Source organism: Bosea sp. Tri-49 (genome assembly GCF_003952665.1).
In the GTDB taxonomy this organism is placed as follows: domain Bacteria; phylum Pseudomonadota; class Alphaproteobacteria; order Rhizobiales; family Beijerinckiaceae; genus Allobosea.
Map to the genome: position 1 here is coordinate 82,059 of NZ_CP017947.1, position 24,481 is coordinate 106,539.

Here is a 24,481-nt window from a genome sequence, read left to right on the forward strand (position 1 = left end):
CGTTCATTCCCTCAATGTCGTGCTGAGGCAGGCGAAGTCCCTCACAATCAACAACGATGCGACACTTTATCTATCGAGCGATGCAACCACAATCTCCCGTCTGGAGGGCAACGGTCGGATCGGCATTGCCGCTCCACTGACGATCGGCGGAGGATTATTTTCGACCAGCATAACGGGAGCGTCGCGTCTTACTTTCTCCGGGGACAGCACCTGGACGGGCGTCGGTACCGGCATCGGCACGCTCGAGGTTCGCTCCGGCGTGACGTTGACAACCACCAGCTCCGCGGCCGTCGAAAGCTCGACCAATCTCCAGATCGACGGTACGCACGAACTGAGCTCTTCGTTGGCGGTGAACGGCCTCAGCGGTAGCGGGCTGATTGTGCTGGGTCCCGGCGCGCATCTGACCGCTGGCTCGCAAAATGCCAGCTCCGTCTTGAGCGGTGCGATCTCGGGCAACGATGGCGGGCTCACCAAGGAGGGCACGGGCACGCTGACCTTGACGGGCAACAACTCCTACTCCGGCGGCACCACGATCAACGCCGGCACGCTCGCGCTGAGCGGCGCCGGCAGCCTCGCCGCGAGCGGCAGTTTGAACCTCGCCGGAGGGGGCGCGGCCTTCGACATCAGCGCCGCGACCGGCGGCCGGACTATCCGCAGCCTAGCCGGCTCACCCGGCACCGCCATTACGCTCGGCGCCAACACACTGACCCTTGGCGGTGGCCCGAACACGACCTTCGGCGGTTCGATCATCGGCACCGGCGGTATCGTGAAGCAGGGCTCGGGCACGCTGACGCTGACGGGTGCCAACACCTACACGGGCGGCACCACGGTCAATGCCGGCACGCTCGCGCTGAACGGTGTTGGCAGCCTCGCCGCGAGCGGCAGCCTCTCGCTCGCCGGTGCCGCGGCGGCGTTCGACATCAACGCCGCGGCAGCCAACCAGACGATCGGCGCGTTTTCGGGCGTCACCAGCAGCACAGTTGTACTCGGCGCCAATACGCTGACCTTCGGCAATGCGACGAACCAGACCTTCGCCGGTTCGATCGGCGGCAGCGGCAGCATCGTCAAGCAGGGCACCGGCAGGCAGACGCTGAGCGGGACCAGCAGCTATAGTGGCACCACGACGGTTTCCGCCGGTGAGCTGCGCGTCGACGGCGCACTGACCGGGCTCGGTGCGGTGACGATTGCAGCCGGCGCAACCCTGTCCGGTACCGGCAGCATCGCCGGGGCCGTGGCCGTGGACGGCACCTTGTCGGCGGGCCACAGCCCCGGCACGCTGATAGTCGGATCGCTGACGCTCAACAGTGGCTCGACTTCGCTCTTCGAGCTGAACACGCCGGGAGTGGTCGGCGGCAGCAATCCCGTCACCGGCAACGACCTCGTCGAGGTCACCGGCGACCTTACGCTCGGCGGTGCGCTCGACGCGAGCGCGGCGGCGGCCGGCTACTATCGCCTGTTCGACTATGGCGGCACGCTCACCGGCAGCTTCGACAGTCAGCGCGTGACCTCGACTCGCGGCGGCTTCGCCATCGCCAGCGCGCAGGTCGATACAGCCGTGTCAGGGCAGGTCAACCTCGTTGTGCTCGGGGCCGGCCAAACCATGCAGTTCTGGGACGGTGCGAATACATCCGGCAATGGCACCGTCGACGGGGCGGCCGGCACTTGGTCCGTCTTTGGCACCAATTGGACTGACAACACCGGCAGCGCCAATGCCGGCTGGGGCGGCTCGGTCGGCATCTTCGCCGGGGCCGCGGGCGGTGCGGTGATTGTTGCAGGTACTGTGAGCTTCGACACGCTGCAGTTTTCGACCAATGGCTATTCGTTGAGCGGCGGTACGCTCTCGATCATGCCGGCGAGCGGAGCGGCTGGTACCTTCAACGTCGACAACGGTGTCGTGGCCAGCATCGGCTCGACCATCGTCGATGGCAGTGGGACGGCCATCGTCAAGGTTGGCGGCGGCACGCTCATTCTCTCGGGAAGCAACAGCTACACCGCCGGCACTGCGATCGATGGCGGCACGCTCCAGGTGTCGGGGGATGCCAATCTCGGCGCGGCCTCGGGCGGCCTGAGTTTCGACGGCGGTACGCTGAGGACGACAGCGAAATTCTCTTTGGCGCGCAATGCTGTGATCAATGCGGCCGGCGGCATCGTCCAGACCGATGCCGACCTGTCCTTGTCGGGTGTCATCAGCGGCAGCGGCGGGCTGACGAAGACCGGCAGCGGCATGTTGACGCTGACCGGAACCAATAACTACGTAGGCGGCACGATGATCACCGACGGCGTCCTGCAGATCGGCGATGGCGGCATCTCGGGCTCGATCACCGGCGCTGTCGTCAACAATCGCACGCTCACCTTCAATCGTTCGAACGACATCGCCTTCGCCGGCGCGATCTCGGGCAGGGGCGACGTGCAGAAGCGCGGTGCCGGGTCGCTGACCTTAACGGGCAGCAATACCTATTCCGGCGGCACATTCATCGCGCAGGGCACGCTGATCGGCTCGGCCAGCAGCTTCGGCGTCAGCCAGATCGTGAATAATAGCGCTCTCGTCATCGACCAGCCGACGGATGCCAGCTTCGCCAATACGATCGACGGCACTGGTTCCTTCACCAAGCGCGGTGCCGGTAACCTCACCCTGACGGGCACGAGCGCGCTTGCCGGCTCGACCACGATCGAGGCAGGCAAGCTTACGGTCAACGGCTCGCTCAGAGCGTCCACAGTCACGGTGCTGAGCGACGCGGTGCTCAGCGGCTCGGGCACGGTCGGTGGCATCGTCGCCGGTGCCGGCGCGACGGTGGCGCCGGGCAACTCAATCGGCACACTCAACGTTTCCGACAATGTCTCCTTCGCCAGCGGCTCGACCTATCAGGTCGAGATCAACGCTGCCGGTCAGGGCGACCGGATCGTCGCTTCGGGATCAGCGACGATCACCGGCGGCACGGTCGAGGTCGTCGCCGAGAATGGCAACTACGCGGCGAGCACCAACTACACCATCCTGACCGCCACAGGCGGCGTCAGCGGCCGGTTCAGCACGGTGTCGTCGAACCTCGCCTTCCTGACGCCCTCGCTCTCCTATGGCGGCACAGATGTCACCCTGACCATGACCCGTAACGATACAGGCTTCGGCCCGGGCGGCGGTGGCAGCTCGGGGGGCAGTAGCTCCGGTGGCAGTTCCGGCAGCAGCGGCGGCGATTACATTGCCGCGACCCGCAACCAGGGCTTCATCGCGATCGCGGCGGAGCGTCTGGGGGTAGGCAATCCAGTCTATGACACGCTGATCTCGGCCACGGCGGCCGAGGCCCGCGCGGGCTTCGACCTGCTCTCGGGCGAGGCGCATGCGCAAGCCGTCAGCGTGATGATCGACGAGAGCCGGCTGGTGCGCGACGCGATCCTCTCGCGCCTGCGCGGACCGCTGCTCACTCAGCCGGGCCAGCAGGTCGCAGCCTCGTTCAGCGCCGACCTGTCGGGCCGCAAGGGCGCGGTCATGATCCAGGCTCTGCAGCCGCAGCCCCGCCACGCCCTCTGGGGCGAAGCCTTTGGCGGCACCGGCAGCAGCAATGCCGACGGCAATGCCGCGGGGCTCAGCCGCCGCAGCGGCGGCGCCCTGCTGGGCGCCGACATGCTGCTCTACGACACCCCCGGCTCCTCTCTCAAGCTCGGCGTCGCCGGCGGATACAGCCAGTCGCGCTTCGATCTCGATGCGCGCCGCTCCTCGGGCAAGCTCGACAGCGGCCATGCGGCGCTGTATGCCCGCGCCCGCTTCGGCAACTGGAGGCTCGACGCCGGCCTGGCTTATTCCTGGTCGGAGAGTGACATCCGCCGGCAGATCCAGACCCGCGGTTTTGGCGACAGCTTGCAACTCCAGCGCCCGGGCGCCGTGGCGCAGGGCTTCGCCGAACTCGGCTATGGCTTTGTCTTCGGCGGCTTTGCGCTCGAGCCCTACGCCCAGCTCGCCCTGATCCATGTCAGCGCCGATGCCGATACCGAGCAGGGCGGCGCGGCAGCACTGCGGGTGCTCTCCTCCGAGCAGACCCTCGGCTTCACCACCCTCGGCCTGCGGACCGAGGCGCAGATCGGCGCGATGCCGCTCTTTGCCCGCGCCGCGCTCGGCTGGCGCCATGGCTTCGGCGAACTCACCCCAACGGCGAAGACCGCCTTTGCCCTCGGCACGACGCCAGCGCAGGTCTTCGCCGCACCGATCGACCGCGAGGCTGTTGTCGCCGAGGCCGGCTTGGACTGGCGCATCTCCCAGGCCACCACGCTCGGCCTGACCTATTCCGCCGCGGTCGGCGAACGCTCAAGAAACCACGCCCTCAAGGGAAGGGTAGAAATGCGCTTCTGAAGGGGCGGCCAAGGTCGACATCCACTCTCACTAGCCTGTTCGGACGTAGTGCGGACTTGGGCCCACCAACCCCACGTGCGGACATTTGATGCCTTCCAGAAAGCGGACCCTCACGATCGGGAACACATTGGCAGCTCAGAACCCTGAACGATCTCTTCCCAAAACAGTTTCTTACTGGGCAGCCATTGCTGGTTGCACTGCTGGTTCCCCGAGCGAAACCTCACGGTTCTCAGCCGCAGTCGGTCTGATGCGGAACCACGCGGTGCAGAGCGCGGGAAGGAACAGCAGGATCAACACGGTGCCAACTGCCGTCCCACCGATCAGCGTGTAGGCCATCGATCCCCACGATCAACGGCACGACCACGGCCAAGGGCCGCTCCACCAAGATCGATGCCTCGCTCGGCGAGATCCTGGACCGCCCGATCCCGGAGGAGCTCTTCGGCCTGATGGGCGCCTTTGAGGCCCGCAACGGACGCTTCGCCGTCATGACCGATCTGACCTACATGAAGCTGGGTATCTCCGACAGCGGCGCCCGCGTCCGCAGCGTCCATCCTGATATCGCAGGGACTCTGGCGGCGGCCGTCTCGGTCCGGTTCAAGATGTTCATCGCCGAGGCGGCGCTCGCCTATGAGCTCGTCCGCTGGGACGGCGCTACGCCCGGTACCGGGACCTCGATCGATCTCTACGGTGGCGGCCGCTTCTGGTGGCAGAGCGCCGAGGCCAGCCTGGCGCTGACGGCGGGCCTGACGATCGCGGATCTGACGCTGCGCCGCGACCGCGCCGTCGCGACATCCGGCGACGTGACCTGGTTGGACCCGCTGGTCGGCCTGCGCGTGCGCCATCATTTTTCGCCGACCACGGAACTCGTGCTGCGCGCCGATATCGGCGGCTTCGGCGCCGGCAGCGATCTGTCCTGGCAGGCCATGGGCTATCTCAACTGGGAGTTCAACCGCACCCAGAGCGCGGCATGGAGCGGCATGCTCGGCTACCGGGCTCTTTATGTCGACTTCTCCAAGGGGCACGGCAGGTCGCGCTACGAGTACGACATGCTGACGCACGGACCGGTCGTCGGCGTGACGGCGCGCTTCTGATCAGCATGGCATTGAAAAGGCGCCTGCGCGCCTCCGGATTTTCCTTAGCAACTGGGGAGGCACACATGAAGATCACTCGTCGGTCCGCTGCACTCGGCGGATTGGGCTTGCTCGCCGGCACGGCGATGGCTCGCTCGGCGCTCGCCGAGCAGGGGGCGTTCCACGGCATCGGCGAAAGTCTCGAGGAGTTCTGGCTCGCGACCGACGCCTACATCTTCGGCTATCCGCTGGTGACGATGGAGATGACCCGTCGGATCATGACCAATGTCGCCGAGCCCGTTGGCACCCGGGCGCCGATGGGCCATATCATCAAGCTGCGCAACTATCCCGACGCCTCGTTCAAGGACGTCACGGCGCCGAACGCCGACACGCTCTACACGACCGCCTTCTTCGATGTCGGCAAGGAGCCCTGGGTCCTGAGCGTCCCGGATATGAAGGATCGTTATTTCCTGCTGCCGATGCTCGACGGCTGGACCACGGTGTTCCAGGTCCCGGGCAAGCGCACCACCGGCACCGGCGCCCAGACCTATGCGATCACCGGCCCCGGCTGGAAGGGCACGCTGCCGGAGGGCGTGAAGGAATACAAATCGTCGACCAACATCGTCTGGCTGCTCGGCCGCATCTACTGCACCGGCACGCCGGAGGACTATGCCGCCGTGCACAAGCTCCAGGACGAGTTCAAGCTCGTGCCGCTGAGCGCCTATGGCAAGCCCTACACGCCGCCGGCTGGCAAGGCCGACCCGGCGATCGACATGAAGACGGCGGTCCGTGACCAGGTCAACCGCATGGATGCGGTGTCCTATTTCACCTTGCTCTGCGAGCTGATGAAGACGAATCCGCCTTCTGAAGCGGACGCCGCTCAGCTCGCGAGATTTGCCAGCATCGGCATCGTCCCCGGCCAGTCGTTCGATGCGAGCAAGCTCAAGGCGGATTTCGCCAAGCGCATCCCGGAGATCGCCTTCGACAGGATCATGCTCCAGTTCAAGATCAACAAGGCGATCACGCAGCAGAACGGCTGGGCGTTCACCACGAAGACCGGCATCTACGGCACGGACTACCTGATGCGGGCGCTGATCACGGCGATCGGGCTCGGCGCCAACCGCCCGCAGGACGCGGTCTACCCGACCTCGAAGGCGGATGCCGACGGGCACAAATACAGTGGAGCGAACAAGTACGTCATGCGCTTCCCCAAGGGGCACCTGCCGCCGGTCGAGGGGTTCTGGTCGCTGACCATGTATGACGACAAGTACTTCTTCGTGAACAATCCGCTGAATCGCTACTCCGTCAGCGCACGGCAAAACCTGCAAACCAATCCGGACGGCTCGACGGACCTCTACATCCAGAAGGATTCGCCCGGAAAGGACAAGGAGTCGAACTGGCTTCCCGCGCCTGCCGGCGACTTCATCCTGATGCTGCGGATGTACTGGCCGAGCGAGACCGACCCGTCGATCATCAGCGGCAGCTGGACGATTCCTGCGGCCCGGAAACTCACCTGACGGTTCGGCGCCTGCCTTCTCCTGGGAAGGCATGCGCCGCCTTCCATGCTGCTTGTTCGCAGAATTCGAGAAATGGAGACGACATGATGATCCGCCAGGCCCTCGCCGCATCGGCCCTGAGCTTGCTGTTGCTGCAGGGCGCGAGCGCTCAGACTCCGCTGAGCGCCTACGCCGATGCCAAGGGTTACATCGACGTCCAGAAATTGACCTGCGCTCAGCTCGCGGGAACCTTCCAGGAAGATGCAGATATGCTGACCGCCTGGTATAGCGGCTGGTACAACGGCCTCGCCAAGGCACCTCCTCGAGGTCAAGAGAGCCAAGGAGGCGGAGCATGAAGTCATTCAGTACTGCAAGGCTAATCACGACAAGAAGATCATCGAGGCGATCGCCGTCGTGTTCAAGGACATGCGCGCGAAACTCGGGGTCAAGATGAAGCCATAGCGTCGACCTGCAGAATACACGGAGTCCCGCGCAGGCTGGGCTTTACGGCCTCGATGCCAGTCAAGGATGCCATCCCGGCCGCAACTATGGCCTCACCAGCAGGAGAATTCGCCATGAGAGCTTTGGTTCTGGCAGCCGCCATGCTCGGACTTGGCGCGCTTGCCGTTCCGACGGAGGCGAACGCCGTCGTCTGTGCGCGCGGGGTCGTGAGAGCGGGATGTGTTGGCCCTAACGGGGCGGTCGTTGCGCGGCGCCCTGTTGCGGTCGTGGTGAGGCCGGCTCCGGTCGTCCGCTGCGCGATCGTCAACGGCCGAAGGGTCTGCCGCTGATCGGCGGGAGGCGGGGCTGCCCCGGAACGGCCTGCCAAGTGCACGGCGGACGCGACTGAATAAGGGCCGGAGGCCATCTGGCCGCCGCTAATGCTGCGAGCGTCTAGCGAGTGGGCCGATCGACAGCGTCCGCGTCTGGGCGGTCGCTCAACGTCAATAAATGGCGCAGGGCTGTCTCAGCCTATTTGACGGCGCTACCGATTGGATTGGAATAGGTGCGGACGAAATGATGTGAACTACGGCAGGTCGAGGCGGATCGAGCCCTTGGCTTCCCGGATAGAGCACGCGTCGCAAAGTCTGGTCGCCTTATTGGCGAATGGCGTCCGGTGCGACGAAGCCGCCGTGCGAGCGGCCATCCTCTCCCCTGGTCGAACGGCCAGACCGAAGGCCAGATCACCCGTCTCAAACTCGTTAAGCGGCAAATGTACGGCCGCGGAAAGATCGGCCTTCTCCAGGCGCGCCTGATCGGCGCGCAATGATCCCGAGCGTCAGCGAGATTGCGTCAGACCCAAACTTGCACGCCGAAACACAGGCAGCCAATACGCCAGCGAGCAGTTCCAGAAGCTCATGGCCGACAACGGCGTCACCTGCTCTATGAGCCGCTCGGGCAATGTTTGGGACAATGCCGCGATGGAGAGCTTCTTCACATCGCTGAAAACCGAGCGGATCGGGGGCAGGCAGGTCTACCGGACACGCGACGAGGCGCGGGCCGACGTGTTCGATTACATCGAGCGGTTCTACAACGCCGTTCGCAGGCACTCCACCATCGGTGACATCAGCCCGCTCGAGTTCGAAAAGAAGGTGAGATTAGCTTAACTCACCGTCCACAGAACCGGCACCCGGCCAGGGCGATTGAGTTCGAACAGGCGAAGCAGCCCTAAGGTCGCCCTCTCGGGGCACGGAGCGCCAAGTCCGACCGAACCTCATCGTGGGCGAACGATCTTGTTGTTGGCGTCGATCCAAATGCTAAATTCATGTCGATGATGTGCCCTTGCCCGGCAATAGGCAGAACGTCCGATGACTGACAACGAAGACGAAATCGCGCTTTACGACTCCATTGAACGAGCGATTGCCAATGTTCGTGCAGCTCTCGACGCAATCGATCAAGCCTGGATTCGTGTAACCGCCGAGCGACCCAATCCGACGCCAGCCGCATTGTCTGCGCTCGACATGGCCGACGAGATGCTGACCGTGGCCCAAGAAGATCTGGCGCGTGCAAGAATAGCGCTAGCGGTCCATATGCCCCGTACGCAGTAGCAAAAACAGATGCGGCGGAACTTGTGCCCGCCGCATCATTGGTTGGGCTGGCTTAGTTTGCCTTGACCGTGATCTTTTTCACCTGAGTGAGCGCCTCCTGTGTTTTCGGAAGCGTCACGGTCAGGACGCCATTTTTGAATTCGGCGCTGGCCTTGTCCGTGTCGACGCCGCCCGGCAACGGGATCGAGCGGTAGAACGAACCATAAGCGCGTTCCGAGAGGTGATAGCCTTTATCGCTTTCGTCGCGTTCACTCCTCTTCTCACCTTTGACGGTAAGAGTATTGCTGGTGAGCGAAATATCGATTTCACTCTGGTCGATGCCCGGAAGTTCAATCGAGATCTCCAGTGCGCTTTCCATCTCGGTAACGTCGGCTTTGGGCCCGTCAGGAGCCCAGCGTCCGAACGCCCCGAACGGCTGATCGAACCGCTTCCAGAAATCATCGAAGATCCGGTTCACATCACGTTGGAGGGAGAAGACGGGGTTATCCTCCTCCCGTTTCGTGATTTCGCTCCCCTTGTTGCTACCCCAGGGGATCAGGTCTCTGATTGGCATCGTCAACCTCCTTGTGGTGCATGACTTAAGCGGTCTTGAGCTCGATCTTGCGAGCCTTGGCCGGCGCTGCCTTGGGCAGGACCAGGCGCAGGACACCGTCTTTCTGCGACGCCTCGATGCCATCGCGGTCGATGTCCTCAGACAGCGTGAAAACGCGCTCATAGTCTCCCGCGCCATACTCGGCGTAGATCTGGCGATAGTTTTCGCGCTGCTGATCGGCGGCGTAACCGCGGATCGCCAACGTTCGCTTCTCGAGCGTGATATCAACTCCCTCCGAAGCGACCCCGGGCATATCGACGAGAAGAACCACCTCGTCCGTTGTCTCGTAGATGTCGGCGCGCGGCACGAATACCTGGCGCGAGCGGGTCCGTTCACTGCCGTCGAGCTTGCTCGTGACCTTTCGATCGGTTGTCTGCAGTTCTTGAGCCATCTTCGCCTCCATTCATCCCCTGATTTGGATTTTCCTGGGCCGGTCCGCCTCCGGTCGATGCAGCTCGACTTCGAGCAGCCCGTTGGCAAAGCGCGCCTCCACCTGTTCCGGGTCGACGCGGAACGGCAGCTGGATCGTCCGGGAGAATCGTCCGTTGGGGCGCTCGCGGCGATGCCAGACGGACGCATCGTCCTGCGCCTTGCGTTCGCCCTTCAATGTCAGCGTATTCTCACGCACGGTCAGATCGACATCATCGGGAGCGATCCCAGGCAACTCGGCAGTCACTGCGACGCTGTCTTCGCCAAGCCAAAGATTGACCGGCGGAAACTCCTGAGCGGCGTCGGTCCTCAGACCACCCAGGCGCTGGTTCATCTCCTGTTGCATGCGCCGCATTTCCAGAAATGGGTCGAACCCGATGCGGCCAAAGTCCGATAACAGCATGTCATCCTCCATCGCTTCATGACTCGGCATGATGCCGCGCGCGCATGCGCGCTCCGGAGGCGTATCGATCAATGGCAGGCGAGATGAAGCGATCCGGGCAAATGCCGAGCCGGTCGATCGCATGAGCTCGCGAAACGCGAGTAGGAGGGGTTCGAACAAACACCGGACCACATCCTCCTTACGAAGCGACATGAGCCGAACTCGGTCCACTCGGGAGTCGGACCGTCGTTCCCGCGCCAGGATCCGATAGCGGCATCCGGCGACAACGAATTAGGGAGGGCAAAATGCGTTTCAAGGGGTGATCGCTCGCTGCCCCCCGCCCAAGCGTCACGCGCTTGCAGCCTCAGGCGGCCAACCTCACATCTCTGACCGTCGAGAATGCGGAGGTGAAAATGCGGTTCTCATCACTGGATTCGATTGATCTTGCTCGAGCGCAGGCCGCTTTGGACACCGCGTGGCGTGCCGTCAGGCCTGGCGTTCCCGTCGCTTCCATCCATGCCGAAAGAGAAAAGTTGGCGCAGGTCGTGGCCGACTTGGCGGGCCTCGCCGAGGATGAAGATGACTTGGCCCTTCGCGCCCTCCATCGTTACCGGCATCCATCGCACAGACGTTCGGACAGGCTGGCGCGAACGAGAGTCGGCTAGCACCGCGATCGGACTTCAAATCGGCTGCGCGGGCTCTTGAACCGAGCCGGCTTATTCCCAGATTTTTCGTCGCGAAGCTCTTCGCGCTGAAAGGAGTCATTGAGAGAGCCTGCGATGCCAAAGCCGAATGTTCCAGTTCCGTTTGCCTCAACCGTATGCGGTGACGCGACGATCGATCGGTTGCTGCGGCCGAGCTGTTTTTATCGAAGGCCGCGAGATGTCCTCGAGGATAGGGCTTTAACGCCGGGAGAGAGACGAGCGATCTTGTCCTCCTGGGCCTCTGATGCCTGCGCGGTCACCTCATGCCCGCAGCTGAGGCATCCTGATTTTGCCGCCGAGCCGGTCTCATTCGACGAGGTCATGGACGCGCTTATCGCACTCGATCGCGGTGACAGCCCAGATCGTGAGGTCGAGAGCCTGTCGCACGGCGCCGAGACTCTGTCAGCCTGATCGGAGGACATGGTGATGAGAACATTCCACTGCTTGGCCGGGGAGTATCACGATGAAGCTCGATGAGTTTAAGCGGCCAATTATCGTTCTGACCGCCTTCGGGCTGCCAACCGTGATCTCCTCCGCAATGGAAGCATACCTCTTCTTGGCAGATTGGCCCGCGGGACGACGTGATCCAGCCCACAGCTTTGCCATGAAGGCCTGTCAGGCGGCTGTGCGCGGCGACATCGAGGCGGAGACGGCACGCGGCGTCTTTGCCGCCTTTGCCGAGAAGCAGGATATCCTGGCTCCGGATGTCGCCCTCATGTCCCGCGGGCCCCGAGCGGACCCGCGGAATTTCGCCTGAGTTCGATCAGGAAGCAGCCCGGCGGGCTGCTTCCATTCAATGCAGCTGGAATTCGCCGTTTATCGCGCTGAGATCGGCCGGCCCGATCAGATCCTTGTGCGTTACAGTGATGCGAAAGAGCTTGCCGTCGAGCTTGGCTTCCCAGAAGGCCAGAAACTTGTTGAGCTGCGGAAAGCGCGGCGCCAGATCGTAGTCCTGCCAGACATATTCCTGGAGGATCGAAGGGTGATCCGGCAGGCGGTAGAGGATGCCGGCAGTGGTCAGCCCGTAGCCCGCGATCTGGCGGGCGAAGTCGGTGGAAGCCATTCCTTTCAGCTCCATGGTTGCACTGCTCATGGCAGCGCATGTGCAACGCTTCCGCAAGGCAGAAGTTGCATTTGCGCTGCCTTATCAGCCTGTTAGCACTCGATTAAAAAAAGTGCTGCCAGCCTCTTGAAGGCTAAAATGCGGCAAACCAAATCATCGCACGGGCAGGCGCCTTCAGGGCGCGCGGAACCTTGCCGCGAGACCCGTACGGGCCGCCCATTGACATTGTGACTGATATGGAAATGGAGGAACTCATGCTGTTTCGGCCACTGCACGACCGCGTCGTCGTCAAGCGCATCGACGCCGAGGCGAAGTCGAAAGGCGGGATCATCATCCCAGATACGGCCAAGGAGAAGCCGCAGGAGGGCGAGATCGTCGCTGTCGGGCCCGGCGGCCGCGACGAGCACGGCACGCTTGTCCCACTCGATGTCAAGGTCGGTGACCGCGTGCTGTTCGGCAAATGGTCCGGCACCGAGGTCAAGATAGATGGCGAAGATCTCCTGATCATGAAGGAGAGCGACATCATGGGCGTGGTCGAGGCGGCCGCGACCCTCAAGCAGGCCGCCTGACGGGGCCCTTTTTCTGAACCATCAACCTGAAACCTCAAGTCTGAAGGAGTGAGGAATCATGGCTGCGAAGGACGTGAAGTTTTCGCAGGACGCGCGCGAGCGGATGCTGCGCGGCGTCGACACGCTGGCAAATGCGGTCAAGGTCACGCTGGGGCCCAAGGGCCGCAACGTCGTGATCGAGAAGTCGTTCGGCGCTCCGCGCATCACCAAGGACGGCGTCACCGTCGCCAAGGAAATCGAGCTTGCCGACAAGTTCGAGAACATGGGCGCCCAGATGGTGCGCGAGGTGGCCTCGAAGCAGAACGACGCCGCCGGTGACGGCACGACCACCGCGACGGTGCTGGCCCAAGCGATCGTCCGCGAAGGCGCCAAGGCGGTGGCCGCCGGCATCAATCCGATGGACCTGAAGCGCGGCATCGACCTCGCCGTCGAGGCGGTGACGAAGTCGCTCGGCGAGCATTCCAAGACGATCACCGGCTCGGAGGAGGTCGCCCAGGTCGGCACCATCTCCGCCAACGGCGACCGCACCATCGGCGCGATGATCGCCGAGGCGATGCAGAAGGTCGGCAAGGAGGGCGTCATTACCGTCGAGGAAGCCAAGACCGCCGAGACCGAGCTCGACGTCGTCGAGGGCATGCAGTTCGACCGTGGCTACCTCTCGCCCTATTTCGTGACCAACACCGAGAAGATGGTCGCCGAGCTCGAGGATCCCTACATCCTGATCCACGAGAAGAAGCTCTCGGGTCTTCAGACGATGCTTCCGCTCTTGGAATCGGTGGTTCAGACCGGCAAGCCGCTGTTGATCGTGGCGGAGGACGTCGAGGGCGAGGCTCTGGCGACCCTCGTCGTCAACAAGCTGCGCGGCGGCCTCAAGATCGCTGCGGTCAAGGCGCCCGGCTTCGGCGACCGCCGCAAGGCCATGCTTGAAGATATCGCCATCCTGACCGGCGGCACGGCGGTCAGCGAGGACCTCGGGATCAAGCTTGAGAACGTCACGCTTAACATGCTCGGCCGCGCCAAGAAGGTACGGATTGAGAAGGAGACCACCACGATCGTGGATGGGGTGGGCTCCAAGACCGAAATCGAGGCCCGCGTCGCGCAGATCAAGGCGCAGATCGAGGAGACCACCTCGGACTACGACCGCGAGAAACTCCAGGAGCGTCTGGCCAAGCTCGCCGGCGGCGTCGCGGTTATCCGCGTCGGCGGCGCGACTGAGGTCGAGGTCAAGGAGAAGAAGGATCGCGTTGACGACGCCCTGAACGCCACTCGCGCTGCGGTGGAAGAAGGCATCTTGCCGGGCGGCGGCGTCGCCCTGCTGCGCGCGGTCAAGGCGTTGGAAGGCCTTAAGGCAGCCAATGACGATCAGCGCACCGGCATCGAGATCGTCCGCAAGGCGGTCACCGCTCCGGCCCGCCAGATCGTCGAGAATGCGGGCGGCGATGGCGCGGTCGTGGTCGGCAAGCTGTTGGAGGCGCAGGACTACGCCTGGGGCTACGACGCCCAGACCGGCGAGTACGGCGATCTGGTCAAGGCCGGCATCATCGATCCGACCAAGGTCGTGCGCACGGCGATCCAAGACGCGGCTTCGGTCGCCGGCCTCCTAATCACCACGGAGGCGATGGTCGCCGAGCTCCCGAAGAAGGAAGCGGCCCCGGCGATGCCTGGCGGTGGCATGGACTATTGAGCCCCGAGGGCGCCGTGGCTTCCGCGGCGCCCTTTTCCGACGCCACAATCTCCAGGCATGCCGAGGGAAGCCATGCCGTTTTCATCGCTGACCGACCCCATCTACCTGGCTCGTGCCGAAGCCGCTCTGGAAAGGGCATGGGCAAAGCTCAAGCCGTCGTTTCCGGAAGGCTCGAACGAGCAGGAGCGAAACAACCTCGCCTATATCGTGGCTTCGCTGGTTCCGCTGGCGCTCGACGAGGAGGATCTCGCACAGCGAGCGATCGATCGGTTTCGCGAGAAAGCCTAGGCGAGCGCGCTCGGAAGCTTCTACATTCATCTCTATCATATTTGGCATCCGACATGACCGATGGCCCACAGGACCCCAAGCAAATCTCCCCTTCCGACCGGTTCAAAGCCATGATTACGAGCGCCGAGAGCGCAACATGCGGGCTCAAGGACAATCTCTTGGCCGTCATGACTCGAGATGGATCGGCAACCTGGCAGACCGTCTCCACTCACATCGAGGCTCAATTGCCTGGCGCGGGCGAGTTCGCGACCGCGCGTTTGAACGCCATACTCGCTTTGATCAGGACAATATCCAACGGACGAGTGGCGGAGGGTAAATGATCGGCATCGGCAGAGTTCGGCACGCAGCCGCGAGACGCCGCCTTTCGCCCGAAACGCCTTTCTGCCTCATCTAATCGGGAGTTCCGAATGACAACGACCGCCGCAGCCGAGCACCGCAGCTTCGAAGCCGACGTCTCCCGCCTCCTGCACATGATGGTGCATTCGGTCTATTCCGACCGAGACGTTTTTCTGCGTGAGCTGATCTCGAACGCCGCCGACGCCTGCGAGAAGCTGCGCTACGAGGCGATCGCGCAGCCCGCGCTGCTCGGCGCGGAGCCGAAGCTCGAGATCACCATCGCGGCGGACGCCGAGGCAAGCCGGCTGGTCATCGCCGATAACGGCATCGGCATGAGCCGCGACGAGATGGTCGAGGCGCTCGGCACCATCGCCCGTTCCGGCACGCGCAGCTTCATGGAGCGGACCACAGCCGCCGAAGGCAAGGACGGCGCACAGTTCATCGGCCAGTTCGGCGTCGGCTTCTACTCCGCCTTCATGGTCGCCGCCGAGGTCGAAGTCGTCAGCCGCCGCGCCGGCAGCGACGAGGCCTGGGCCTGGTCCTCGGACGGCAAGGGCGAATTCACGGTGGCGCCGGTTGCCTTGGCAGACGCGCCCGCACGCGGCACGCGAGTGACGCTGCGCCTGATGGACGACGCCAAGACTTATGCCGAGCGCTGGACACTGGAGCGCATCGTCAAGGAGCAGTCCGGTCATGTCCCGGTGCCGATCGCGCTGGTCGAGAAGCCGGGAGCGGAGCCGGCCACGCTCGCCGACGGCGCCGCGCCTTGGACCAGGCCGAAGAGCGAGATCTCGAAGGAGGAATACGCCGACTTCTATCGCAGCGTCGCCGGGCAATATGACCAGCCGGCTGCGACGATCCATTTCCGTGCCGAGGGCCGGCATGAATACACCGCACTTGTCTTCGTTCCGGGCGCGCGCCCGTTCGATCTCTTCGACGCCGACCGCAAGGGGCGGATCAAGCTCTATGTGAAGCGCGTCTTCATCACCGACGAAACCGAATTGATGCCGCGCTATCTGCGCTTCGTCCGCGGCATCGTCGACACCGCCGACCTGCCGCTGAACGTCTCCCGCGAGATGATCCAGGACAGCCCATTGCTGGGCGCGATCAAGAAAGGCGTCACCAACCGTGTCCTCTCCGATCTCGCGAAGCTCGCCGAGCAGGATGCCGGGGCCTTCGCGACGATCTGGGAGAATTTCGGCGTGGTCATCAAAGAAGGCCTCTATGAGGACTTCGAGCGCCGCGCCCAGCTTCTCGAGCTGTCGCGCTTCCGGACGACCGCATCCGGCGAAGGCTGGAGGAGCCTGAAAGACTATGTCGTCGCCCTGAAGGAAAACCAGACCGCGATCTACTATATCGTCGGCGACGATGCCGGCCGGATCGCCAACTCGCCGCAGCTCGAAGGCTTTCGCGCACGCGGCATCGAGGTGCTGCTGCTATCCGATCCGGTCGACAGCTTCTGGGTCTCGGCCGCACCTGACTTCGAGGGTAAGCCGTTCAAGTCGGTGACGCAGGGTGCCGCCGATCTCGGCCTCATCCCGCTGCTCGACGGCGTGGCGCCACCCTCCGCCGAGACCAGCGAGGAGGTCGGCGCTCTGCTCGCATCGATGAAGGACGCCCTGGCGGACGAGGTCGCGGATGTCAGGGCCTCGGATCGACTCACCGAGAGCGCCGTATGCCTCGTGGCGTCCGACAAGGGGCCCGATCGCCAGTTCGAGCGCCTGCTCAATGCTGCCGGCCGTCTCGACAGCGCGGCCAAGCCGATCCTGGAGGTCAATCCGCGTCATGCGGTGGTCGCGGCTCTCGCTGCCGTCGAAGACGGCGCGCTGCGCAGCGACGTTGCACACCTCCTCCTCGACACTGCCCGCGTCCTGGACGGCGAGCGCCCGGCAGATGCGAACGCATTCGCCGAAAGGTTGAACCGGCTGGTGACGCGGAGCTTCGGCGAGGGCTGAGCGGTGGAGCCAGGGAACGCTTTGCGATGTTTGCTGGCTGTGCAGATTGCCGCGCAGCCCCGTACGCTCAGCTTTGAATGTCCGGTTCCGGGCCGCTTCTGAATGTCCGGATGTGGCGCCTCGCGGTCGGCTAGTCGAGGTCACGGCCCACGGCAACGATCGAGATCGAGATCGTTGGCAGCATCATTTGGATCTCATGTAGCAATAGCCGAAGCGCAGGCATCGCGGTTCGACTATTGCTAGCATGGAGAAGTCAGGGCTCTAGCCCGTACTGCCGTCGTATGAAGTCGGCCGCTCGCTCGCCGACGACGGCGCAAGGAGCCTGGGTGTTGCCGGTCGTTACACGCGGCAGCACCGAGCCATCGGCGATCCGCAGGCCGGTAATGCCATGCACCGCGAGCTTGGCATCAACCACCGACATGTCATCCGAGCCCATTTTTGCGGTGCCGCACTGATGCCAGTAGGTCACCGCCGCATCTCGGATGAACGCATCGTCGATGTGACGACCGGTTCCAGGGATACGTTCGGCGCTGACGAACGGCCTGAATGCGTCGCTGCCGATCTCGCGGCAAAGCTTCACACAAGCCCGAGCCGCTTCCAGGTCGCGCGGATCCGACAGCATGTTGGCGTCAACGACAGGCTTGTCAGTTGGATCTGCCGACGTCAGGCATATCCGACCGCGACTATGGGGCTGGGCGAGCCCCGCAAACATCGTCCAGCCATGGGCTGGCACGCCCAGTTGCGCCGTCCGCTCGCTCGGAACCGGGAACTCCACCTGGCAGAAGAGCAGATCCGGCGCGGTGAGGTCGGGCCGGCTCTTCCAGTAGAGCGTCGCCTCGCTGCCGCTGTTGCGCGGCGCAAGCGGCTCACGGTACTCCCACGTACATCCGAACGAGACGTGATCCTGCAGATTGCGGCCGACGCCGGGAAGGTGCTGGACGACGGGTATGCCGAGCCGTGCCAGTTCGTCACGATCGCCCACCCCGGACAGCATCAGCAGCTTGGGCGTATTGATCGCACCGGTCGAGATCATGACCTCAGTGCTTGCCTTGATCGATGAGATCGAGCCGGCTCGTTCGATCTCGACACCGATGGCGCGGCGCCCGTCGAACAGCACACGCCGAACGCTCGTCCCAGTGAGGATCGTCAGGTTCGCACGATCGGCAATCGGCCGGACATAGGCACGGTAGAGGGAGTGTCGTCGGCCCTCGCGAACCAGCATGTCGGCATAGGCAGCCCCGCCGACGCCTTCCATCATCTCGCCATTGGGATGATCGAAGCGAGGGATGCCGAGACCTTCCGCTGCATCCAGCAGGGCGCCCGCGATCAAGCTTGGGTCCTTGGCGGGCTGAACCCAGACCGGGCCGGTAGTGCCGCGATATTTGGCGTCCGGCCGACCCTGCCAGTTCTCGATCCGACGATAAATGTCGAGCACCGAGGCGTAGTTCCAAGCTGGATCGCCTGTCTCCGCCGCAAAATGGTCCCAGTCGCTGCGGTGGCCGCGGGCCCAGACCATGACGTTCACGCTGGAACCGCCGCCGAGGCCCTTGCCCATCGACATCGAGAGGGCTCGACCATCGAGATGCGGATTCGGCTCGGCCTGGAATCCCCAGTCGCGATCGGTACCGAGATTGGTGGGCCACAGGGCGGGGTCCAGAACGGAATCCGCTTCGTCGTCGGGCCCGGCCTCGATCAGAAGGACGGTACAAGCCGGGTTCTCGGCCAGGCGGCGCGCAACCACCGATCCCGACGAACCGGCGCCGCAGACGATGAAGTCGTAGATGGTCTTGAGGTTGGCTCTGCGCTCCGCCTGATTTTCACGCGCGCGTCGTTCGAAGCCCCCGGCATCGCCGGGGGCGGAGGCATCAGTCATGGTTCGATCTTTCCAGTTCGGCGCTGGGCCGTTTCGGGGACCGCGATGCGCGGCTGGCCGTTACTTCGCGGCGGACGACGCCTGGCGAGCGGCCTGGTCGATCACATCGGCGACGACCTTGGGCTGGGTCATGAACAGGGCATGGCTGGCCGAGACCTTCGTGACCTTGGCGCCGATGCGCTTGGCCATGTGATCGAGCATCGCCTGATCGAAGGCCTTGTCCTCACTGGCGATGACGGCCCAGCTCGGCTTGGTGCGCCAGGCGGCGTTCTTCAGCTTGGTGCCGAAGGCCGACAGGTTGATCGGCACCTGCGAGTCCCGCATGAAGGCGACGTCCGCGTCGGAGACATCGTGGGCGAAGCCGGCCTTGAACTTGGCGTGGTCGACGAAGGCGAAGCCGTCCTGGGCCTTGTCGAGGACGAACTCGGTCGCCGGCGCGAAGCCCTCATATTGCTGGGCCGTCGTCTCGCCGGCATCCGGAGACAAAGCAGAGACATAGACGAGCCCGGTGACCTTGGGATCGACGCCCGCTTCGGTGATGACGGTGCCACCCCAGGAATGGCCAACGAGGATCGTCGGGCCGTCCTGCCGTTCGAGCGCCCGCTTGGTGGCTGCGACGTCGTCTTCGAGCGAGGTCAGCGGGTTCTGGACGATCGTCACGCGATAGCCGCGAGCCGTCAGCAAGTCATAGACGCCCCTCCATCCCGATCCGTCGGCGAAAGCGCCGTGAACCAGAACGACATTCTTGGCAGGTTGCGCCGTGCTCGCAGGCTGGGCGAGGGCGGCCTGCGACATGCTACCGATGGCGGCTGCGGCGAGGAGTGTGTTGCGGATAAACTTGTTCATGACAGTGTTCCTTCGTTCGAATATTGCAGTAACTGTTATTGCGATATCTGATTTGCAATGCGCGGCCACACTTGTCAACGTGAGATTTGTCGCGATATATGTTTTCGAGATCACGGTTCCGTGAACCGCTGCGAAGGGCCTGCCGATGACCCACGCCACCACCGCTCCGCCAGTGCCGCTGGAGGACCAACTTTGCTTCTCGATCTACTCCGCCGAGATTGCGATCCAGCGGGCCTATAAGCCGTTGCTCGATGGCCTAGGGCTTACCTATCCGCAGTATCTCGTGCTCAACGTCCTCTGGCGCGAAGACGCCCAGACGGTCGGCGGTATCGCTCAGCAGCTTGCCTTGGAGTCCAGCACGCTGACGCCGCTGCTCAAGAGGATGGAAGCCGCGGGCCTGCTGCGTCGCACCCGCAATCCCGAGAACGAGCGCCAGGTCATCATCGCGCTCACCCCGGAAGGCGACGCTCTTCGCTTTCGTGCCGGCTGCCTGAACGCAAATCTGCTCGAAGCGTCCGGACAGACGGTTGGCGACCTTGGGAAGCTCAACCAGCTGATCCGGCAACTACGCGACGCGATCTACGCCCATACCGGTGCTCTAGGCGTAGGAGGGCCTCGTATGGAGCCCGACCCCAAGGCCTGACGTTAAGGGCAGAGGCCGCCTAGACCGTCGGCACGGTCCCACCATCGATGATGTACTCGGTCCCGGTGATGCTTCCCGCTCGGTCCGAGGCGACGAAAGCGATCAGGCTCGCAACTTCGTCGGTACTCGCCGGGCGACCGATCGGGATTCCGCCGAGAGAGGCCATGATCATTTTCGTGCTCGCCGCGACGCTGACGCCCTGTTGCTCGGCAAGGCGCTCCGCAAAGTGGACGGACCCCTCCGTAGCAATCCATCCCGGCGAGACACGGACGACCCGAACGCCTTTGGGAGAGACCAGCTTGGAGAGGCTCTTGCTGTAGGAAGCAAGCGCCGCCTTCGCCGCCGCGTAACCGATCGTTGCTTCCGGCAGCGGCATGACGCGCTGGATGGAAGTGACGTGCACGACGACACCGCTGCCTTGCGCCGTCATCGCCGGCACCAGCTCGCGATCGAGGCGAATGGCCGGCATCAGGTTGAGGTCGAGCTCCTTGCGCCATACCTCATCGGTCAGCGCCTCGTATCCTCCTGCCGGGGCGGAAGAGCCGCCCAGCATGTGCACGATGATGTCGACTCCGCCCAAGCGCTCGCGGACGGCCTGTGCCAGCTGCGCGCAGCCCTCCGGCGTCGTGAGATCGACGCCGACGAACATCTCGGCCGGCAGGTCTTCCGGCTTCGACCTGGCGCTGGTCAGGACCCGGGCGCCCAATTCGCGGAAAAGCTTGACGGTTGCGGCGCCTGCGCCACGGGTGCCGGACGTCACGAGCGCCCGCTTGCCTTCGAGGCTGATGAACGGGTTCACAGGGTGATCTCCAGTTCGCCGATCTTGTCGCCTTCCAGGCGGAAGAAATAACGCAGGTCGATCGGGCTGCCCGGGAAGTTTCCCTCGACGTGGCAGGTCACGACGGTGCGGCCGCGCTCACGTTCGATCGCAATCGGCGTCGACGTCGCGGTGAATTTCTTCGAATACTTCACTTTCCACTGACGGATCTCGTCCCTGCCAGTATGGACGTGGTTCTCATCCCGAACAGTAGCGGTGTCCGAAAAGCAATCGGCCATCGCTTCGGGATTGGGATTGTGGTCTGCGGTAAAGTACCGCGCGATCGGTGAAGGCAGTTCAAGAGACATTGTTGCCATCCTCAGCGTTGAATTCTGCAGACCTGGCCGCCGGCTGACCTGTTGAGATCTTGCCTCAGCGGTTGCTTCCACGGACATCAACTTAACGATGGACAGCGGGACTGATAATCGGGATAAATCGGGATGAAACGTTGCGAAATCCGGGACAATGATCGGCCGTAATCTCATCGAGTTGGATGCCGTCATGGCGGTCGCGCGTCGGAAATCGTTCCGGGCAGCGGCTGTGGAACTGCAGATCTCCACAACGGCGCTGAGCAATCTCATCGCGAAGTTCGAGAAGCAGCTCGGCGTCCGTCTGTTCAATCGGACGACGCGGAGCGTTTCGCTTACCGACGCCGGGCGGAACTTCGTCGAACAGATCGGCCCTGCTCTCGTTGAGATTCACAGCGCCATGGACAGCGCCATGTCGCAACAGGAGGTGCCGTCCGGGACGATCAGGATCAACGCGTTCCCGACTGCTGCCCGCGAAATCCTGGAGCCGCTGGTCTTTGAGTATCTGCGCCGATATCCGCAGGTGCACATCGACCTCGTGACCGAGGGGCGCTTGCTCGATGTGGTGGCCGACGGCTTTGATCTCGGCGTCAGAAGCGCGGATTTCGTGCCGAGCGACATGATCGCTGTTCCGATTGGCCAGGCACGATCCTACGTCGTTGTGGCTTCGCCGACGTATCTCGAAGCGCACGGCAGACCACAGGTGCCGCTCGATCTGCTCAATCACACCTGCATCCGCATCCGGCTGCCAAATGGCGGCATCTACAAGTGGCACTTCGAGAAAGACGGCGAGCCTGTCCAGATCGACGTGCAAGGCCCCATCACCCTCGACGAGGCCAGCCTTTCGCGGACCGCCGTCCTGCGCGGGATCGGCCTGGGTCTATTCATGGAATCCGACGTCCGTGAAGACATCACAGCCTGCCGCCTGATCCGCGTCCTCGAAGACTGGATGAAGCCCGTGGCGCCCTTGTGCCTCTATTATCCCGGGCGCAAGAATCCGTCCGCCGCGTTCAAGGAATTCATCAATCTCGCACGCGAATTTACCTCGGCTTCTGATGCCGATCTCGGGTGGCGCGGCCGTCAAATCGCATCACGATAAAGGTCCGCCTATGGGCGGGTGGCGAGAGTCAGCTGTTGGCGCATCACGCCCGTCTTGGCGACGGGCGTTCGTGGCCCTTAGCCGACGCGGTGGAGGTCCGCTTTCGGGCAAACTGATCAGCCGCCAGCAAAAAGTAGAAGGTGGCACTTTCCCGATTCGAATTATGCTGGTCACCGGCGGTCAGTTTCCCGTACGTCCCGCAATCGGCATTGAGAATTTCCGCGCATCACGGATCACTGCCGATGCCGATCGAACTCCAACCCACTTGACAAGCAGATCAGTCGGTGAAACGTTTCCAGTAACGATGGAAACGTTTCCACGAGGGGATCACCATGGCTTCTGTCTCTCTCAATCGTCGTGTTTTTCTCCAAGGTGGAGCGGTCACAATCGGGGGGCTCGGTGGTTCGTTCGCGGCACGCGCGGCCGATGAGCGCTCCCTGGTCGTAGCGATCCCGTCGAACCCTTCGACGTTCGACCCGATCAACCAGGGCAATCACGATGCCATGGTGGTCAATCAGCTGATTTTCGAGAACCTGATCGAGATCGATGGCGAAGGTCGCCGTCGGCCGATGCTCGCCAAGGCGATGCCGACGATCTCCGCCGACCGAACCGAATATGTCTTCGAGCTACGCGACGACGTCACGTTCCAGAACGGCCAGCCGTTCACCGCGGAGGACGTGAAGTACAGCTACGACTACATGCTCGATCCGACTCATAAGGCGCTGCGGCGCTCGGTCTGGACGAATATCGAATCCGTCGATGTCCTAGATCGTTACAAGGTGCGCTTCAAGCTGAAGACGCCTTTCCGACCCTTCCTCGACTACATGACCAAGTACATGGGGATCTTTCCGGCAGGGAGCCGCGAGAAATACGGTAACGAGGTTTTCCAGCAGAAGCCCGAGGGGCTTGGAACGGGGCCCGGCATCTTCGTCTCGGCGCGTTCCAACGATGTCGTCGAGTTCCGCCGCAATCCGAATTACTGGCGCAAGGACAGCATCGCCTGGGACCGGCTGCGCGTGCGGATCGTCTCCGAGGAGGCGGCCCGGATCGCTGCGCTGCTGTCGAAGTCGGTGCACATCATCGGTGCGCCCCCCGTCCGCGACTATGTCCGCCTGCGGCAGGCCAGGGCGCAGGGCATCACCGGGGGCAGCCGCCCGGCGCTCGGCAGCCTGATGCTGATGATCCACAATACCCGCAAACCGCCGTTCGACGATCCCAATTTCCGCAAAGCGGTCTCGCTGGCGACCGATCGCAAGACCATCGCCGAGAAGATCTTCAACGGCCTGGTCGAGCCTTCGGCGGTGCCGGCGCCGGCCTCGGCCTGGTGGTATAACGCCAAGGCCGCCGAGGGACTGGCTTTCAATCTCGACCAGGCGAAGGCCTATCTCGCCAAGTCCCGCTACGCGTCCGGAGCCGAGTTCGAGCTGCTCTATTCCTCGCAAGGCTATTTGCTGGATGTCGGCGATGCGGCCCTGTTCATCCAGGCCTCGCTGGCGCGGCTGGGGATCAAGGTGAAACTCCAGCCGCTCGAGACCGGTCAGCTGATCGAGCAGGTCTTCGCCGGAAACCAGGCCTCGGTGCTCATGGCAGTGATCGGCCCATCTGACCCGACTTTCATCATCCAGGGCATCTATACGCCGAACCAGGTGATGACGCGCAGTTCCGGCTACAGCAGCGAGCGGCTCAACACCCTCCTGGCCGACAGCTTCCGCGTCGACGACGAGCCATCGCTCGGACCGATCCTCGCCGACATGCAGGCGATCCTGGCGGAAGACTCGCCCTCGACCTGGATCGGCGCGATCCACAGCTTCAATCTCTGGCGGACCAATGTGCAGGGATTCGAGCCCAATACGGGGATCACGCTTCGCCTGACCGACGTCGCCCCGACCGACGCGCGCTGAGGCAAGGACCATGTGGTTCGCAGGTCGGATAGCCAGCAG

Annotated in this window: 21 protein-coding genes and 3 pseudogenes; 16 read left to right on the forward strand and 8 right to left on the reverse strand. The window is 63.6% G+C overall.

Going from position 1 to position 24,481, the window contains the following annotated elements; translation table 11 throughout:
- Positions 1–259 precede the first annotated feature (259 nt).
- The 8 genes and pseudogenes from BLM15_RS29415 to BLM15_RS29450 all read left to right on the forward strand — a co-directional run bounded on the left by BLM15_RS29415 (position 260) and on the right by BLM15_RS29450 (position 8,953).
- A complete protein-coding gene (locus BLM15_RS29415) occupies positions 260–4,339 on the forward strand; it encodes an autotransporter domain-containing protein (RefSeq protein ID WP_164547724.1) in 4,080 nt (1,359 codons plus the stop codon).
- Between the two features lie 446 nt (positions 4,340–4,785).
- Complete coding sequence (locus tag BLM15_RS29420) at positions 4,786–5,430, forward strand: hypothetical protein (protein ID WP_126116479.1); 645 nt, start codon at positions 4,786–4,788, stop codon at positions 5,428–5,430.
- A gap of 65 nt (positions 5,431–5,495) precedes the next feature.
- Positions 5,496–6,926: a DUF1254 domain-containing protein gene (locus tag BLM15_RS29425; RefSeq protein WP_126116480.1), complete on the forward strand. Its 1,431-nt coding sequence runs from the start codon at positions 5,496–5,498 to the stop codon at positions 6,924–6,926.
- 86 nt (positions 6,927–7,012) lie between these two features.
- Positions 7,013–7,367, forward strand: a pseudogene (locus BLM15_RS29430) (HdeA/HdeB family chaperone).
- A 113-nt stretch (positions 7,368–7,480) separates the two neighbouring features.
- On the forward strand, positions 7,481–7,696 hold the full coding sequence (locus tag BLM15_RS32050) for a hypothetical protein (RefSeq protein ID WP_126116481.1): 216 nt from the start codon (positions 7,481–7,483) through the stop codon (positions 7,694–7,696).
- Positions 7,697–7,945: 249 nt separating this feature from the next.
- Positions 7,946–8,175 (forward strand): annotated as a pseudogene (locus BLM15_RS32400) (ISL3 family transposase); the annotation flags it as partial.
- A 49-nt stretch (positions 8,176–8,224) separates the two neighbouring features.
- A pseudogene (locus BLM15_RS29445) lies at positions 8,225–8,512 on the forward strand (IS3 family transposase); the annotation flags it as partial.
- Between the two features lie 201 nt (positions 8,513–8,713).
- The gene (locus BLM15_RS29450) at positions 8,714–8,953 is read left to right on the forward strand and encodes a hypothetical protein (RefSeq protein WP_126116482.1); all 240 of its coding nucleotides are present in this window, start codon (positions 8,714–8,716) and stop codon (positions 8,951–8,953) included.
- Positions 8,954–9,005: 52 nt separating this feature from the next.
- On the opposite strand, the gene BLM15_RS29455 is transcribed toward BLM15_RS29450, so the two are convergent.
- The 3 genes from BLM15_RS29455 to BLM15_RS29465 are packed head-to-tail and all read right to left on the reverse strand — an operon-like array spanning position 9,006 to position 10,569.
- Positions 9,006–9,506 carry an Hsp20/alpha crystallin family protein gene (locus BLM15_RS29455; RefSeq protein WP_126116483.1) on the reverse strand — a complete coding sequence of 167 codons (501 nt, stop codon included), beginning with the start codon at positions 9,504–9,506 and terminating at the stop codon, positions 9,006–9,008.
- Between the two features lie 25 nt (positions 9,507–9,531).
- Entirely contained in the window at positions 9,532–9,936 is a 405-nt protein-coding gene (locus BLM15_RS29460) for an Hsp20/alpha crystallin family protein (RefSeq protein WP_126116484.1), read from the reverse strand.
- A gap of 12 nt (positions 9,937–9,948) precedes the next feature.
- Positions 9,949–10,569, reverse strand: coding sequence for an Hsp20/alpha crystallin family protein (locus BLM15_RS29465; RefSeq protein WP_236846842.1), 621 nt, complete (start codon positions 10,567–10,569; stop codon positions 9,949–9,951).
- A gap of 954 nt (positions 10,570–11,523) precedes the next feature.
- On the opposite strand from BLM15_RS29465, the gene BLM15_RS29470 reads away from it, so the two are divergent.
- Positions 11,524–11,817 (forward strand): DUF982 domain-containing protein, encoded by a 294-nt coding sequence (locus tag BLM15_RS29470; RefSeq protein WP_126116485.1) that lies wholly within the window; start codon positions 11,524–11,526, stop codon positions 11,815–11,817.
- Positions 11,818–11,853: 36 nt separating this feature from the next.
- On the opposite strand, the gene BLM15_RS29475 is transcribed toward BLM15_RS29470, so the two are convergent.
- Complete coding sequence (locus BLM15_RS29475) at positions 11,854–12,123, reverse strand: usg protein (RefSeq protein ID WP_248310666.1); 270 nt, start codon at positions 12,121–12,123, stop codon at positions 11,854–11,856.
- Between the two features lie 254 nt (positions 12,124–12,377).
- Between BLM15_RS29475 and groES the strand changes: the two genes are divergently transcribed.
- The 4 genes from groES to htpG all read left to right on the forward strand — a co-directional run bounded on the left by groES (position 12,378) and on the right by htpG (position 16,955).
- Complete coding sequence (gene groES, locus BLM15_RS29480) at positions 12,378–12,692, forward strand: co-chaperone GroES (RefSeq protein WP_126116487.1); 315 nt, start codon at positions 12,378–12,380, stop codon at positions 12,690–12,692.
- 58 nt (positions 12,693–12,750) lie between these two features.
- Positions 12,751–14,376: a chaperonin GroEL gene (gene groL, locus BLM15_RS29485; protein WP_126116488.1), complete on the forward strand. Its 1,626-nt coding sequence runs from the start codon at positions 12,751–12,753 to the stop codon at positions 14,374–14,376.
- Positions 14,377–14,448: 72 nt separating this feature from the next.
- A complete protein-coding gene (locus tag BLM15_RS29490) occupies positions 14,449–14,664 on the forward strand; it encodes a hypothetical protein (RefSeq protein ID WP_126116489.1) in 216 nt (71 codons plus the stop codon).
- Between the two features lie 407 nt (positions 14,665–15,071).
- On the forward strand, positions 15,072–16,955 hold the full coding sequence (htpG, locus tag BLM15_RS29495; protein ID WP_126116490.1) for a molecular chaperone HtpG: 1,884 nt from the start codon (positions 15,072–15,074) through the stop codon (positions 16,953–16,955).
- Positions 16,956–17,208: 253 nt separating this feature from the next.
- Here the strand turns inward: htpG and BLM15_RS29500 are convergent, their stop codons facing one another.
- Together BLM15_RS29500 and BLM15_RS29505 are read right to left on the reverse strand one after the other, a co-directional pair.
- Complete coding sequence (locus tag BLM15_RS29500) at positions 17,209–18,828, reverse strand: GMC family oxidoreductase (protein WP_126116491.1); 1,620 nt, start codon at positions 18,826–18,828, stop codon at positions 17,209–17,211.
- 60 nt (positions 18,829–18,888) lie between these two features.
- Entirely contained in the window at positions 18,889–19,674 is a 786-nt protein-coding gene (locus BLM15_RS29505) for an alpha/beta fold hydrolase (protein WP_126116492.1), read from the reverse strand.
- Positions 19,675–19,819: 145 nt separating this feature from the next.
- Between BLM15_RS29505 and BLM15_RS29510 the strand changes: the two genes are divergently transcribed.
- Positions 19,820–20,317 carry a MarR family winged helix-turn-helix transcriptional regulator gene (locus BLM15_RS29510; RefSeq protein ID WP_126116493.1) on the forward strand — a complete coding sequence of 166 codons (498 nt, stop codon included), beginning with the start codon at positions 19,820–19,822 and terminating at the stop codon, positions 20,315–20,317.
- 19 nt (positions 20,318–20,336) lie between these two features.
- Here the strand turns inward: BLM15_RS29510 and BLM15_RS29515 are convergent, their stop codons facing one another.
- Both BLM15_RS29515 and BLM15_RS29520 read right to left on the reverse strand, forming a co-directional pair.
- Positions 20,337–21,116: an SDR family oxidoreductase gene (locus BLM15_RS29515; RefSeq protein ID WP_126116494.1), complete on the reverse strand. Its 780-nt coding sequence runs from the start codon at positions 21,114–21,116 to the stop codon at positions 20,337–20,339.
- The gene (locus tag BLM15_RS29520; RefSeq protein ID WP_126116495.1) at positions 21,113–21,442 is read right to left on the reverse strand and encodes a nuclear transport factor 2 family protein; all 330 of its coding nucleotides are present in this window, start codon (positions 21,440–21,442) and stop codon (positions 21,113–21,115) included. The genes BLM15_RS29515 and BLM15_RS29520 overlap by 4 nt, the downstream gene beginning before the upstream one ends.
- Before the next feature lie 157 nt (positions 21,443–21,599).
- On the opposite strand from BLM15_RS29520, the gene BLM15_RS29525 reads away from it, so the two are divergent.
- The gene (locus tag BLM15_RS29525) at positions 21,600–22,541 is read left to right on the forward strand and encodes a LysR family transcriptional regulator (RefSeq protein WP_126116496.1); all 942 of its coding nucleotides are present in this window, start codon (positions 21,600–21,602) and stop codon (positions 22,539–22,541) included.
- A 332-nt stretch (positions 22,542–22,873) separates the two neighbouring features.
- A complete protein-coding gene (locus BLM15_RS29530) occupies positions 22,874–24,442 on the forward strand; it encodes an ABC transporter substrate-binding protein (RefSeq protein WP_126116497.1) in 1,569 nt (522 codons plus the stop codon).
- Positions 24,443–24,481 lie beyond the last annotated feature (39 nt).

Bases quoted from the DNA above. Each gene is read 5' to 3' on its own strand.
- BLM15_RS29475 (WP_248310666.1), bottom strand. From the start codon at position 12,123: ATGGCTTCCACCGACTTCGCCCGCCAGATCGCGGGCTACGGGCTGACC.
- htpG (WP_126116490.1), top strand. From the start codon at position 15,072: ATGACAACGACCGCCGCAGCCGAGCACCGCAGCTTCGAAGCCGACGTC.
- BLM15_RS29505 (WP_126116492.1), bottom strand. From the start codon at position 19,674: ATGAACAAGTTTATCCGCAACACACTCCTCGCCGCAGCCGCCATCGGT.
- BLM15_RS29425 (WP_126116480.1), top strand. From the start codon at position 5,496: ATGAAGATCACTCGTCGGTCCGCTGCACTCGGCGGATTGGGCTTGCTC.
- BLM15_RS29490 (WP_126116489.1), top strand. From the start codon at position 14,449: ATGCCGTTTTCATCGCTGACCGACCCCATCTACCTGGCTCGTGCCGAA.
- BLM15_RS29470 (WP_126116485.1), top strand. From the start codon at position 11,524: ATGAAGCTCGATGAGTTTAAGCGGCCAATTATCGTTCTGACCGCCTTC.
- BLM15_RS32050 (WP_126116481.1), top strand. From the start codon at position 7,481: ATGAGAGCTTTGGTTCTGGCAGCCGCCATGCTCGGACTTGGCGCGCTT.
- BLM15_RS29455 (WP_126116483.1), bottom strand. From the start codon at position 9,506: ATGCCAATCAGAGACCTGATCCCCTGGGGTAGCAACAAGGGGAGCGAA.
- groES (WP_126116487.1), top strand. From the start codon at position 12,378: ATGCTGTTTCGGCCACTGCACGACCGCGTCGTCGTCAAGCGCATCGAC.
- BLM15_RS29420 (WP_126116479.1), top strand. From the start codon at position 4,786: ATGGGCGCCTTTGAGGCCCGCAACGGACGCTTCGCCGTCATGACCGAT.
- BLM15_RS29460 (WP_126116484.1), bottom strand. From the start codon at position 9,936: ATGGCTCAAGAACTGCAGACAACCGATCGAAAGGTCACGAGCAAGCTC.
- BLM15_RS29520 (WP_126116495.1), bottom strand. From the start codon at position 21,442: ATGTCTCTTGAACTGCCTTCACCGATCGCGCGGTACTTTACCGCAGAC.
- BLM15_RS29510 (WP_126116493.1), top strand. From the start codon at position 19,820: ATGACCCACGCCACCACCGCTCCGCCAGTGCCGCTGGAGGACCAACTT.
- groL (WP_126116488.1), top strand. From the start codon at position 12,751: ATGGCTGCGAAGGACGTGAAGTTTTCGCAGGACGCGCGCGAGCGGATG.
- BLM15_RS29525 (WP_126116496.1), top strand. From the start codon at position 21,600: ATGATCGGCCGTAATCTCATCGAGTTGGATGCCGTCATGGCGGTCGCG.
- BLM15_RS29500 (WP_126116491.1), bottom strand. From the start codon at position 18,828: ATGACTGATGCCTCCGCCCCCGGCGATGCCGGGGGCTTCGAACGACGC.
- BLM15_RS29465 (WP_236846842.1), bottom strand. From the start codon at position 10,569: ATGTCGCTTCGTAAGGAGGATGTGGTCCGGTGTTTGTTCGAACCCCTC.
- BLM15_RS29530 (WP_126116497.1), top strand. From the start codon at position 22,874: ATGGCTTCTGTCTCTCTCAATCGTCGTGTTTTTCTCCAAGGTGGAGCG.
- BLM15_RS29450 (WP_126116482.1), top strand. From the start codon at position 8,714: ATGACTGACAACGAAGACGAAATCGCGCTTTACGACTCCATTGAACGA.